Here is a 13,271-nt window from a genome sequence, read left to right as displayed (position 1 = left end):
GATCATTTAGCTAACTTAATCTGTTTGTGACACGTAGAAAACCTTGATGACCAACAACATTGGTTATCAAGGTTTTTGCTTTTTACAATATTCATTGTGACCAGATTCCGTGATGCAGTTCGCTTATTTTACCTAGGAAAGTGAACACGTGCACTTGTAATTTTTTTTGTTTCTGCAACAAAAAGTAAAAATATACAGTTATATAAGAGTACAGATTTAATTACATATAAAAGAATATGAAAGGAATACTATATGAAAAAAATGATTGCTTTGATTGTGACTCTATTATTTATTGTTGGATGTGAAAACGCCCAAAAGAACGATGTGGTGGAATGGACTATTAGTCCATTATTTGAGTCAGGCTCATATTCAATGATTGGGGAAGAAGGAAAAGTTGGTTTTATTTATGATGATAGTGAGGTATTGAGGTTTTATCCTGAAAAAATCCAAAAATACATGTGGCATTTTTGGGGGGATAGTAAAGAACTTGAAGGCTCATTAAAAATTACAGCAACTAGTAAAGATAGCGGTGAGGTCATAATAGTTCATGAAGGAGCAGTTTCAAATCCCCTTAATGGAGCAGATGGGCATACTCCATCAAATCTTTCTTTACCAACAAGCGGGCTATGGAGATTTGATATTCAAATTGCAGGTAAACATTTTGGTTCCATAGTTGTGAAAGCTCATGAAGCAACTAATTAATTGTAGCCATTAGAGTTGATTTACGAAAATAGCCCACTCTCCAACGTACAAGTGGGGGAGTGGGCTATTTTATATCGACTATTCTATTGTCTACGTTCTTATTGGATTACAACCTTCTCTCCAACCTTTAACCCTTTCACAACCTCTGTTTTGTCCGGAGTTTCTTGTCCAATTTCGATATCTTTCCGTTCGTATACGCCGTTGCCTTTGTCTAGCATTACATAATGTTTGTCTGACTCACGCAAGATTGCAATCGTAGGTACAACAACAACATCTTCTTTACGACTAATTTCAATTTCGCCTTTTAGACTAAGTCCGGCAATTAAGTATTCGCTTGGTTCTAAACTAATAACAACTTCAAATTGAGCTGCTTGATTAGCAGTGGATTGCTCTGTACTGGCTTTAGCAAATTTAGAAACGCTAAGCACTTTGCCTTTAAGCGGGACTTCCTTCATCGCATTCATCTGTACAGCTACAGACATTCCTTCCTGTATACGGAACACATCACTTTCACCCACAAATACAACCAAATGAAGGGTACTCAGATCGACAACTTTACCAATGTACTCACGATCAGCTACAATTTGTGGAACTTTACTCGCAACGTCGAACAGAAATATACCTGACATTGGTGCTGTATAACGTGCTTCATTCAATTTTTTGCGTTTACGATCGAGTTCTTTTTGTTGAAGGGCAATCGTTTCAGTATTTAATTGCGCTTGCAGCTTATCAACTTCACGTTTTGCGAATGCTTGCTTCCGCTGCTCTACTGAGGCTTCAGTTGTTAATTCATCGCCGCTTGTATCGTTAATAAGTTTCTTAAGTTTATCTTCTAGAGCAACCTTTTTTATTGCTGCTTCTTCTTGAGTGATTTGATCTTGAAGCAATGATTTATCAAGCTCGAACAATGGCTGTCCTTTTTCAATTTGCTGACCATTTTTGACATGCCATTTCGCAACTTCTGCTCCATAAGGTGCATAGACGAGCTGTTCATGCTCATAAATTGATTTTCCTTTTACTTCAACAGAGCTAACAATTGTCTCTTTTGTTACATCAAACGTAAGTGAAGCTTCAGTCATAGTTGGTGCAGGTTGATTAGATGGATTAGCCATGTTGTACAAGAGAAAGCTAACTCCTGCTAATACGACCAATATTACGATCCATTTTATTTTTTTCTTCATAATGCAATCGGCTCCTTTAAGTTGTTAATCTCTGCGAATGGCAGTTAGTGCATCAGTGCGTGATGCGTTAATTGCGGGATAGATACCTGAGAGAATACCTGTCATAATAGCGAATATCATTCCAATCGGTATGACGCTCAGGGGTATATAGATATTAAGAGCACCCGTTTCTCCGCCTGACATGGCAATAATCAAAATATTTATTCCCCATACGACCCAGTGGGAGAATAAAACTCCAAGTAGCCCTCCAAGCAAGCCTAGTAATGCAGCTTCAATAATAAACATGTTCCGAATTTGTGCGAGATTCGCACCCAAAACTTTCATAATACCAATTTGTCTTCGACGTTGATACGTAGACATGGTCATTGCAACTACAATAGAGATAGATGCAATGATTAGTATGAAGATTCCTCCACCAAGTGCAACAGCTTTAATCATTTTGAACTGAGAGGCAATTCGCTCTTTTTGATGAAGGTTGGTGCTCGTTGTTAATGTTAATTTTTTGATTTTATCCTCCACAACCTTGACGTCTTTTTGATCTTTAACCTTCACAGTTAAGGATTGATAGAGCATACTGTTTCCGCCATTTTGAAGTAGAGGACTGTTCCGCAGTTGTAATATTTGTTCAGCCGTTTCCAGCGAAATATATGCTCGTTTGTCAAAAGCGATACTATGTGCATCATTAGATTTTGGTTTTTTTAGTACGCCTGAGACAAGGTAAGGAGCACTCGTTTGCAATTGACTTCGGTCATCATGCATACGAAATTGAATTTGTCTTTGATAAAGTGAGACGGGAACCTTGTTTAAGTTTTGATATTGATCCATCAACTCGTTATTGTAAGGATCTTTCTCCAACTGATCATACAAATTTTGTCGTGTTTTCTCATCCACAAGCCCAAGTGTTGCCCCGTAGCTTAGTATGACATTTCCTACAGTATTTGATGACGATCCTTGTCCTAGTGATTCTCCTAGACTCTCAAGCTGCTCTAGGTCAGTTGCGAAAAGTTGCAAATGAGCAGTCTTTCCATCCGTAGTCATATACTCTATGTACTCCATACCTAGCATGGGTACAACAGCTTCTACTTCAGGGAAGCTTGCGATAGCCTGCATCTTCTGCTCGGATAGTTTACCTCTTTCTAGCGTAGCTGTATCTATGTTAGAGCTTGCTTCTTTTACCCCTTCATTTGCACTGACCGTAATTTCATCCATCTTAAAAAAAGTATTCATCTCTTCTTCAATATAACTTTGTGCAGATTCCCCCATGCTCATTGCAACGATAATGGCGGCACAGCCAATAGAAATACCGATCGCGCATAGGCTGGTTACCACTTTCCTACGTCGTACCTGATCCCAAGATAGTCTTGTCAGATCTCCAATTCTCATCGTGCAACACCTTCTTCTGTGAGCATCTCATTTGTTGAAAGAGTGTCTGGCATCTCTTGTACTAAATAGCCGTCCTTGAGTGTAATAATTCGTTTTGTATGTACTGCAACTTCGCGTTCGTGGGTAACGATCATAAAAGTGGTGTCAAGCTCACGATTTAGTCGTTTCAGAATGGCTATAATTTCTTCTTCTGTTTTGGTGTCGAGGTTTCCCGTCGGCTCATCAGCGAAAATAATAGAAGGCTGAGTGATGAGAGAGCGGGCAATACTGACACGTTGCTGCTGTCCCCCTGAAAGTTGTGATGGGAACATAGCCCCTTTATCCGGAATACCTACTTGTTCAAGCAGTGACATTGCCCGTTTCTTTCGCTCGGAGGGTGCGACGGATTGGAATACGAGCGGCAACTCTATATTTTCACGGACAGTCAAATTAGAAATAAGTTCGTATGCTTGAAAGATAAAGCCAATATGTTTGCGCCGAAATTCTGCTAGCTCATTTTCGCTCATTTTTACAATATTGTGTTCAGCAATCAAAATATTGCCTTCGGTTGGCTTCATTAAGCCAGCCATTAAGTTGAGAAGTGTCGACTTGCCTGAACCGGAGCTGCCAAGCAGTGCGACCATATCGCCCTTTTCTACTGTGAAATCAATATGATTCAGCACGGGTGTTATTTCGGGGCCATTCGAGAATGAATGTGATAATTTGGATACTTGTAGCATGGATGGATGCTCTCCTCTCTATCAATTTTTATAATTCTATCTTACTGGTAAAGTTCAGTTTATATAAAGTTAATACATGGAAAATGATACAGGAACATCGTAAACTAAGAAAGTCGAAACAAACACAGGAAGAAATGAGAAGCAGACAATTTGCTTGTATAGCTCTGACCTTTCCTTAGATTTCGTTAATCAGACATAAAGGGGGTGTTACGGAATATGAAAAAAAACTACAGACAAAAGAGTAATAGACGCTTTGATCTTATACGTAAAATTTTTGCAAAAGATTCGTCGTCACTTAGTGTGGAAAATTATACTATGACAGGCTCGATCAATAATCGAGGTACTAACGTGCTTGATAAGGATGTAATAGCATTCTACTACTTCCTCAGTGTCTAATCTTCGCACTCCTCTAGTAATTGACGCCAATAAGCTCACTGACCCCTGCATTGCACAACGTTTCTTCCGAAAATTAGTGTTATAAGCTTCAATGAGCTTTATTCCTAGTCGTATCGACTGCAAAAAAGGACTTGTTTCTTTTATTTTCATTACTGGAAGATGTATTCTAGTTTAAATGCTTATAATAGAAACAAGTCCAATATCGTTATTTCCTCAACATTACCTCACTGAACCTGATATTCAATTTTCATTCCAATTGCTCTTCTGAAATATAGAAGGTTATTAGTCCATTATGGAAGTGGACAATGGTTGTACACTCGAAGATAGGATAGGGAAATTTTTTTGTACCATCAAATATGTTATGAATAATAACCTTGATTTGGCATATACCTATCAAGGTTTTTTTGTGAACAGGGAGCTATCATTGTAAATAAATTCTAAAAACAATATTGACAATACATACATATCCGATAAGAATAGAAGCTGTATGGTTAAATGGAAAAACAGTGTTAATATATGTAAAACAAGCCTCTTACATAATGAATGAAACGGGGTCAGGCACTATGATAGTTATTGATAAAGTAAGCAAACAATTTAAACAGCGTGACGGGAACAGCTTTCAAGCTTTAAATGAGATTAATTTCAGCATTAAAGAAGGAGAGTTCGTCTCTCTACTTGGTCCATCTGGCTGTGGTAAATCAACCGTCTTGAATTTAATAGCAGGGTTTGACTCAGGCTATAGCGGTTCTATTTTAGTTAATGGTAAAGCTATTAAAGATCCTGCGCCTGATCGAGTAGTCGTTTTCCAGGAGCATGGTTTATTTCCATGGTTGACGGTGCTAGAGAATGTAGCATTTGGCCTGAAGCAGAAGGGGATTCCAAAGAAAGAACGGATGGAACTTGCGATGGAGCAAATTCGTGCTGTTCACTTAAGTAAATTTGCTGACCGTTACCCTAATGAGTTGTCAGGTGGTATGAAGCAGAGAGCAGCAATCGCACGTGCTTTAATTATGGACCCGCAGATTCTTCTAATGGATGAACCATTCGCAGCATTGGACGAGCAAACGAGACTTGTCCTTCATCAAGAGCTTGAAGATATTTGGATGCGCACAGGTAAGACGATTTTATTTATCACTCATAATATTAGAGAAGCTGTCATGTTATCTGACCGAGTTCTTGTTATGTCTACACGTCCTGGGACGATTAAGAAGGAATTTGCTGTACAAGCTGCAAGGCCAAGGGACAGCGCAGATCCGTTGCTTCATCATGTAGAAACTTCCATTATGGAATGTCTAGCAGACGAATTGGAAAAAGTAATTAAGGAGGAAATGGACGATGACAGCTACAGTCTTAAGAAGAACACTTTTTCTGATCGGGATTTTGGTGGCATGGGAGGCGGCATATAGAATTATTGGCTGGGAAGCATGGAAGTTTCCGTCCCTGTTTCAAACGGTCGAATCTTTCTATAATGGCTTTGCCCATGGACAACTGCTAGAAGCTATTTTAAATTCTTTGAGAAGACTGCTTATCGCGTTCACCATTTCTATGGTTTTAGGAACTTTACTAGGCCTTATGTTCGCAAAATCCAAATTAATTGATGATACACTCGGCTTTGTAGTCGTTGCATTGCAAACAGTACCGAGTATAGCTTGGCTCCCATTCGCTATTATATGGTTTGGTTTTAATGACACATCCGTCATTTTCATCACTGCACTAGGTGCAACCTGGACGATGTCTATTGCAACACGAACCGGAATTAAAAATATTCCTCCTATTTATATTCGCGCAGCGCAAACCCTTGGAACGGGTAATGGATGGCGAATGTTTACACAAATACTTATTCCAGGTGCATTTCCTCATCTTATGACGGGAATTCGTGTTGCTTGGGCATTTGCTTGGCGTGCTCTGGTTGCGGGAGAATTGATAGCAAGTGGAGCGGGGCTTGGTCAATTGTTACAAGATGGTAGAGGGCTTGGAGATACGGCATTAATGTTGAATGTGGTCATTATTATAGCTGTGCTTGGTACGATCTCTGACCACTTCTGTTTCAAAAAGCTGGAGGACAAACTTCTCGTTCGTTATGGACTTGAAAGCGCAAATAAATAAAAGATTGACATTTTTTATTAATCCGATAGAATTAGTTGGAGAATGAAAGAAGGTAGTTTTTCAATAAAGAAGGGTAGGAAATAGAGATGAAAAAATATGTGGGTCTTATGCTAACTTTAGTTTTTGTATTGTTACTGACAGCATGTGGAGGCAACAACGCTGGTTCCTCATCTACTAAAGAAAACGTAACCGTTAAATTGGGTATATTCAAAAACGTAACACATGCTGCTGGCTATATTGCTTTGGAGAAGGAGTTTCTTCAAAAGCAGCTTGGTGAAAATGTGAAAATAGAAGTCCAGGCTTTCGATAATGGCTCAGATTTCTCAACAGCTATTGCAACAGGACAGATCGATCTTGGTTATGTAGGTCCTGGACCTTCCACTAATCAATATTTGAAAAGCAGTAATTTCAGAGTGATCTCGGGCGCTGATAACGGCGGAGCAGTTCTAGTCGCAGGCAAAGACTCTGGTGTTGCTACAGTGAAAGATTTGGTTGGTAAGACAATTGCTATTCCGACAAAAGGAAGTACAAATGAAATTTCTTTGCGACTACTTCTTGAGCAAGAAGGCGTGAAAGTAACGACAGATAACACAGGTGCTCAAATCGTAGCGCGCGCTCCGTCGGATACTCTTGTAGCTCTTCGCCAAAATGAGGTTCACGCTACTCTTATTCCAGAGCCATGGGGAACTCAAATTGAGCAAGAAGGAATCGGTAAAGTCATCGTACCTTGGGATCAAATTCCACCAAACAATGGGGATTATCCTCTAGTGATTTTGGTAGCTAGCGACAAATTTATTAAAGAACATAGAGATTTAGCTAAAGGGGCAGTTAAGGCGAACCTTGAAGCAATTGAGTTCATTGGAGCAAATCCAGATGAAGCATACGAGTTGATCAACAAACGCCTTAGTGAGCTAAGTGGTAAAGGACTTGATATTGCACTAATCAAAGCCGCACTTTCCCATATGAGATTAACTTCCGATGTGAACCAAGGGGCGCTTGAAGAAATGGCTAAAGTATCTATCGCAGCCGGCTACATTAAAGATGTTACCGAAGAGTCACTGGATCTAAGTAAATTCCTTGATCTGTCCCTGCTAGAAGAAGTGAAAAGCGGCAAATAACAAGTAATACCGCATACAATCCCCTCAAGCATAGTAGTGAAAGATGAGTTCATGATCGTATGAACGCTACACTGCTAGGATGAGGGGGTTTTTATGTTGATCTTTCTCTATATGAAGTGGATTATTTTAGTTGATTTCATCGAGAGGCAATGTATAAGATAGAGACATACTATACAGTGCAGATTGCACAGGGATAAAGAGGAGCGTTCCAATGACCATTAACTTTGACGAACTTATTGACCGCAGAAATACTCGATCCTACAAATGGGACCAGTCCGAGGTATTGTTCGGAAGCTCAGATATTCTTCCTCTATGGGTCGCTGACATGGATTTTCCTAGTCCACCTGCAGTACAAGAAGTATTAAAAAAACGTGCAGATTTAAGTGCGTATGGGTATGCGATCCGTAATGAGAGCTATTTTGATGCGATAAAGAACTGGTACTCACGCCGTCATAATTGGACGATAGAAAAGAGTTGGATAACGGACTCGCCAAGTGTTGTCACTTCTTTAAGTCTTGCAGTCGAAATGTTTACAAAGCCGGGCGAACAGGTTGTCCTTCAATCACCGGTGTATTATCCTTTCTATGATGTAATTGAAAGTAATGATAGAGTCGTAGCCAAAAACGCATTAGTTATCCGAAATGGCCGTTTCGAGATGGATCTTGATCACTTGGAGTCGCTATTCAAAGACGGAGCAAAGCTTCTGCTCCTATGTAGCCCACACAATCCAGGCGGACGAGTATGGGAACGTGAGGAACTGCGTGAGCTGGGCGAGCTATGCTTGCGTTACGGAGTTATCGTCGTATCCGATGAAATTCATTGTGATTTAACTTTCCCAGGCCATGTACACACGCCTTTTGCATCCTTGTCTCCAGAGATTTCTGACATTACAATAACGGCATTAGCGGCAACAAAAACGTTTAACTTACCAGGTCTTTTTACTTCATTTATGATCACTTCGAACCATAAAATTAGGGCGAAGATGGAGAAGAGACTGAGAACACTCAGCTTGCATATGGCACATCATTTTGCACAAGATGCGGTAGAAGCTGCCTTTAATGAAGGGGAAGAATGGCTTGAGGCGATGCTTGAATATGTCCATGGCAATTTAAATTATGCAATTGGATACTTCAAGGAGCATTTGACGCAAGTAGAGCCGCTCAAGCCAGATGGAACTTATTTGCTATGGATAGACTGTCGAGCGCTCGGATTGGATAAGAAGGGTATACAAGAGCTTATGTTCAAAAAAGCGAAGGTAGCATTTAGTGAAGGCTCTGTGTTCGGATCAGAAGGTGAAGGATGGCTTCGTATTAACTTAGCATGTCCGAGATTCATATTAGAACAGGCGCTTAAACAATTTGTTGAAGCAGTGAAGCAGCGTTAATCTAAATTAATTAACATGTATAATATATAAATGAAATGCCTAGCCATCGCATACGACGAAGGTTAGGCATTTTTTATATAAGTATAGAAACTCAAGCAACTTTATAAGAATAAGACGTAACAGCACAATTTCGCCCACAAGGCTGCAATTATTAGCTCTTATCATTATTTTACTGTGGGTTATTTTGTTCAAGCTCCAGCAGTGTAGATTTCATTTCTAAACCGCCGCGATATCCAGTTAAAAAACCTGATTTCCCGATTACCCGATGACATGGAACGATAATTAGAATGGGGTTTGCGCCAATGGCTGCTCCGACTGCGCGAACGGCAGCGGGTCTACCAATTACATTTGCAATTTCAGAATAGGAAGAAGTAGTGCCGTAAGGAATCATTCGAAGGGCATTCCAGACTTCTAATTGAAAAGCTGTTCCTCTAAGATCGGAAGGGGCAGTGAATTCGTTGCGTCCGCCTTCTAAATAGTGCGCAAGCTCAGTAAAGTATGGTTTCAGTTTCTCATCGTCACGAACGGGATCAATCCCAGGAAATCGTGTATTAGCCCATTTTGCGAGTTCATCGAACGATTCATAATTGGAGCCGATAAAACATAATCCCGAAGAAGTAGCTGCGATATACATCGACCAGCCTCCTTGTTCAAACTGGGACCAGTATAGGGAAGATTGTTGTTCGATCATTATTTGACCTCCTTAGTGTGTAGTTGCCTGTAATGTGCGGGAGTGTACCCAGTCAGTCGTTTAAACAATGTTATAAAATAAGGCGTATTCGCTAGGCCAACAGCTTCACCAATTTCGCTTACAGTTGAATTAGTTTCTATTAGCTTAGCTTTTGCACGATCGATTCGAAGTTGATGGATGTAAGCTGCTGGAGTTATTCCATTCACTCGCTTAAACGTTCTGTGGAGATGATAAGGGCTGCCATGGGCGATGTCTGCCAGCTTTGCTAACGTAATCTCTTCTGTAAAGTGATGATGGATATAATTTGTTATTTGTGTTATCCACTCTTCATTTGGAAGTGTTTGACCAGTTGGTTTACATCGTTTACATGGACGGTAGTCTGCTGCTTGTGCGGCCTTAGCATCAGGAAAAATATCGACATTTGCTCGATTAGGAGGTTTAGATTTACATGAAGGACGGCAGAAAATACCGGTCGTTTTTACAGCATAAAAAAACATGCCATCGCTAGAGATATCATTTGTATAAATGGCTTGCCATCTAAGTTCTGTCAATTCTAGCATACTCGCAACCTCCATTTCATCTATCATCGTCTCGCCAACAATATGAATAGTATAACCTTCTATAGTACTCTTTGTACGTATCCACGAATAGAAAAGCAAGATAACGAAATGAACAAAAGAAAGACTCGCCTAGGAAATACTATTTCCTAGGCGAGCCGATAAGTGAAATACTAATGACCTGAAGCTTCGTTATCGTTGGATAATTTTAATACTTCAAATGCTTTGAATAGAAGGCTTACTAAAATTGCAACAATAGTTGCAAGCGACATGCCGCTGAAGGATACATCGCCAATTGTAAGTTTTACACCGCTAAGGCCAATAACAAGAACGATAGTAGTTAAGAAGAGGTTAGTAGGCTTGCTATAGTTTACTTTTGCTTCGACCAGCATACGGAATCCGGAAGCTGCAATAACACCGAACAATAGCAGTGATACACCACCCATAACAGGTTCTGGAATGCCTGAGATAATTGCCGAAAATTTGCCTGAGAAGGACAATAGAATAGCGATTACGGCTGCGCCGCCGATAACAAAAGTGGAATAGACTCGTGTTATAGCAAGAACGCCAATATTTTCACCATAAGTAGTATTAGGTGTGGAACCAACAAATCCAGATAGAAGTGTAGAGATACCGTTACCTAACATAGAACGATGAAGTCCTGGGTCTTTGGACAAATCTTTGCCCACGATGTTTCCAGTGACGATCAAATGTCCGATATGCTCTACGATGACGACAAGTGCTGCAGGGGCAATTGCGATAATAGCTGCCCAGTGAAACTCGGGAAACGTTACTGTAGGCATTTGAATAAAGCTTACAGCATCTAGTTTGCTAAAGTCTGTCATACCCATAAAATAAGCTAGCGTATAGCCAAACAAAATACCGAACAAAATCGGAATAATACGCATAAAGCCACGGAACAGTACTGAACCAAGTACAGTTACTGCAAGAGTAGACACTGACAGGATAACCACTTCAGAGTTCATTACCCAAGTTTTCGGGTCATCTTGACCGCTTGGAATCCAACCTGCCATACCTGCTGCCACAGGCATAAGTTCAAGTCCGATGATAGCGACAATGGCTCCCATTGCTGCTGGAGGAAAGACGACATTTATCCAGCGTGTACCAGCTACTTGGATAATGAAACCCATAATAGTGAAAATAACACCTGCTGCGATAAAACCGCCAAGTGCAGCTGCATAACCGCCGCCAGATGCTTCACTTGCGATGACAGCACCTGCAGGACCAAGAAATGCGAAACTTGAGCCTAGATAGGCGGGAATCTTCCCTTTAGTAACAAGAATGTAGAGTAAAGTGCCGATACCGTTCATTAGCAAGCAAATAGCAGGATCTACTTTAAATATGTTTGGGACAAGTACAGTAGAGCCGAACATAGCGAATAAATGCTGTAAGCTGAGCAGAAAACTCTGGATGGCAGGCGGTTTTTCATGAATGCCGATTGTGGTGTTCATTCGTATTTTCTCCTCGATCTATATTAGGACTTGTAAATCGCCCTAGTAGATTCTAACTAGATCGGGATACTTTGGCAAGTGATTTATTTCATAATTACTAAGAAAATCAGCGGTTTTTCATTCAACTCGTTTACCCATATAAAGCGATGCCTACTAGTCCAGAAATGACGATAACCGAAAAGGGGTGTTTGCGTAAGAAAACTAGTGCGACCAATGAACCAGCAAAGATAACAATTTGACTCCAAGTGAACCACGAAAATGTTATGGTAGTGTTTAAACCTGAATTTTGTGCGAAAACGATCGCGGCATATGCAATCATACCTGCAATAGTAGGTCTAAGACCTAAGAAAGACGATTTGACGAGTTCGTTCTCTCGGAAACGAGAGAAGAACTTTCCTACAAGCACGATAATCGCTAATGAAGGAAGTATCATTGCGAATGATGCAGTTATGGCACCGAGTGGACCAGCTGTTTGAAAGCCAATTGCCACTGCAATGTTGGTTGCAATTGGACCCGGAGACATGCCAGCAACCGCAACAATATCTGAGAGTTGTTCAGCATTCATCCAATGATGCCGATGAAGTGCCTCTTCTTGTATTACTGGAATCATGGCGTAGCCGCCACCGAATGAGACAAGTCCAACCATTAAAAATGTTAAAAATAAATCGATGAGCATATCCATTCCCCATTATGATGAAATTAGATCATGTAGTCGTAAATGGTTTCTTCTTTGACTATCTTTGTTTTTTTGCCGAATAATGAGCGAACTTTCACGACTATGACACCCGAAACGGCTCCTAATGCGATTAGCCAAAGTGGATGTAAGTGCCCATTTCCAAGTAAGAGCAATCCTACTGTAATTGCTGCAATTGAACCTGTAGTGAAATCAACGATAGCGGTTTTTCCTATTTTGATGGCGGCATATACGATTAATGCTACAACTGTAGCTCGGATGGATAAGAAAGCAGCTTCAATTTTTGGGTTGTCCTTAATTTGCATATATACGATTGAAAGTCCGATCATTAAGAAAAACGAAGGTAGGAATATGCCGAGCAATGCCATAATCGCACCGCTAAATCCAGCAATTCTGTATCCGATGAACGTGGCAGCATTAATGGCGACTGCTCCAGGGATGGAACCTGATACCGTAATGCTATCGGCAACATCTTCTGTTTTGAGCCATTTACGCTTGACGACGATTTCACGTTCAATGACGGGAATTAGCGCATAGCCGCCACCGAATGAGAGAGGTCCCATTTTGAGGAAGGTCCAAAAAATTGCCCAAAGCAGTTTCCACTTCGCATTCATTATAATCCCTCCTTCTGTTCTTTCTTATTATACCACCTTAATTTCATTTTGGTATTAAGTTATATTGAAATGGACGATAAGATCTATTTATTAGTAATTGTTAGTTAGACTTGTTTTCATTAACGTAGTCTATCGGGTTTAATAGTCGTTTTTCCACGCTTTTAATAGTAGGAAAGGTAGCCGCTGGAAACGAAATAGGTTATACTATTGCTGTAATATTTCCAATGTGAATACTCGGATAAATGGGGAATACA

The 13,271-nt window shown here is 40.3% G+C and carries 14 protein-coding genes; 6 read left to right on the top strand and 8 right to left on the bottom strand.

Annotated elements, in window-relative coordinates; all coding sequences use genetic code 11:
* The first annotated feature begins 252 nt into the window (after positions 1–252).
* On the top strand, positions 253–702 hold the full coding sequence (locus MFF31_RS02680; protein WP_238186589.1) for a DUF4871 domain-containing protein: 450 nt from the start codon (positions 253–255) through the stop codon (positions 700–702).
* 98 nt (positions 703–800) lie between these two features.
* Here the strand turns inward: MFF31_RS02680 and MFF31_RS02675 are convergent, their stop codons facing one another.
* The 3 genes from MFF31_RS02675 to MFF31_RS02665 are packed head-to-tail and all read right to left on the bottom strand — an operon-like array spanning position 801 to position 3,985.
* Positions 801–1,883 carry an efflux RND transporter periplasmic adaptor subunit gene (locus MFF31_RS02675; RefSeq protein ID WP_238186588.1) on the bottom strand — a complete coding sequence of 361 codons (1,083 nt, stop codon included), beginning with the start codon at positions 1,881–1,883 and terminating at the stop codon, positions 801–803.
* A gap of 24 nt (positions 1,884–1,907) precedes the next feature.
* Positions 1,908–3,266 (bottom strand): ABC transporter permease, encoded by a 1,359-nt coding sequence (locus tag MFF31_RS02670; RefSeq protein ID WP_238186587.1) that lies wholly within the window; start codon positions 3,264–3,266, stop codon positions 1,908–1,910.
* Positions 3,263–3,985 carry an ABC transporter ATP-binding protein gene (locus MFF31_RS02665; protein WP_238186586.1) on the bottom strand — a complete coding sequence of 241 codons (723 nt, stop codon included), beginning with the start codon at positions 3,983–3,985 and terminating at the stop codon, positions 3,263–3,265. The genes MFF31_RS02670 and MFF31_RS02665 overlap by 4 nt, the downstream gene beginning before the upstream one ends.
* A gap of 216 nt (positions 3,986–4,201) precedes the next feature.
* Between MFF31_RS02665 and MFF31_RS02660 the strand changes: the two genes are divergently transcribed.
* The 5 genes from MFF31_RS02660 to MFF31_RS02640 all read left to right on the top strand — a co-directional run bounded on the left by MFF31_RS02660 (position 4,202) and on the right by MFF31_RS02640 (position 8,989).
* Positions 4,202–4,381, top strand: a complete 180-nt coding sequence (locus MFF31_RS02660) for a hypothetical protein (protein ID WP_238186585.1) — start codon at positions 4,202–4,204, stop codon at positions 4,379–4,381.
* Positions 4,382–4,944: 563 nt separating this feature from the next.
* Positions 4,945–5,787 carry an ABC transporter ATP-binding protein gene (locus MFF31_RS02655; RefSeq protein WP_238186584.1) on the top strand — a complete coding sequence of 281 codons (843 nt, stop codon included), beginning with the start codon at positions 4,945–4,947 and terminating at the stop codon, positions 5,785–5,787.
* Positions 5,717–6,487, top strand: coding sequence for an ABC transporter permease (locus MFF31_RS02650; RefSeq protein WP_238186583.1), 771 nt, complete (start codon positions 5,717–5,719; stop codon positions 6,485–6,487). The genes MFF31_RS02655 and MFF31_RS02650 overlap by 71 nt, the downstream gene beginning before the upstream one ends.
* Positions 6,488–6,573: 86 nt before the next feature.
* The gene (locus MFF31_RS02645; protein WP_238186582.1) at positions 6,574–7,605 is read left to right on the top strand and encodes an ABC transporter substrate-binding protein; all 1,032 of its coding nucleotides are present in this window, start codon (positions 6,574–6,576) and stop codon (positions 7,603–7,605) included.
* 211 nt (positions 7,606–7,816) lie between these two features.
* Positions 7,817–8,989, top strand: a complete 1,173-nt coding sequence (locus MFF31_RS02640) for a MalY/PatB family protein (protein WP_238186581.1) — start codon at positions 7,817–7,819, stop codon at positions 8,987–8,989.
* A 169-nt stretch (positions 8,990–9,158) separates the two neighbouring features.
* On the opposite strand, the gene MFF31_RS02635 is transcribed toward MFF31_RS02640, so the two are convergent.
* The 5 genes from MFF31_RS02635 to MFF31_RS02615 all read right to left on the bottom strand — a co-directional run bounded on the left by MFF31_RS02635 (position 9,159) and on the right by MFF31_RS02615 (position 13,017).
* Complete coding sequence (locus MFF31_RS02635; protein ID WP_282570464.1) at positions 9,159–9,677, bottom strand: methylated-DNA--[protein]-cysteine S-methyltransferase; 519 nt, start codon at positions 9,675–9,677, stop codon at positions 9,159–9,161.
* A gap of 2 nt (positions 9,678–9,679) precedes the next feature.
* Positions 9,680–10,240, bottom strand: a complete 561-nt coding sequence (locus tag MFF31_RS02630; protein ID WP_238186579.1) for a bifunctional transcriptional activator/DNA repair enzyme AdaA — start codon at positions 10,238–10,240, stop codon at positions 9,680–9,682.
* 170 nt (positions 10,241–10,410) lie between these two features.
* A complete protein-coding gene (uraA, locus tag MFF31_RS02625) occupies positions 10,411–11,709 on the bottom strand; it encodes a uracil permease (RefSeq protein ID WP_238186578.1) in 1,299 nt (432 codons plus the stop codon).
* A 130-nt stretch (positions 11,710–11,839) separates the two neighbouring features.
* On the bottom strand, positions 11,840–12,391 hold the full coding sequence (locus tag MFF31_RS02620) for a chromate transporter (RefSeq protein WP_309296654.1): 552 nt from the start codon (positions 12,389–12,391) through the stop codon (positions 11,840–11,842).
* A gap of 17 nt (positions 12,392–12,408) precedes the next feature.
* Positions 12,409–13,017, bottom strand: a complete 609-nt coding sequence (locus tag MFF31_RS02615; protein WP_238186576.1) for a chromate transporter — start codon at positions 13,015–13,017, stop codon at positions 12,409–12,411.
* Positions 13,018–13,271: the final 254 nt, after the last annotated feature.

The sequence above is a fragment of the Paenibacillus sp. L3-i20 genome (genome assembly GCF_022180385.2).
Lineage (GTDB): Bacteria > Bacillota > Bacilli > Paenibacillales > Paenibacillaceae > Pristimantibacillus.
Note: the sequence above shows the minus strand (reverse complement) of the source record. Positions and strands in the feature narration are given on the sequence as shown.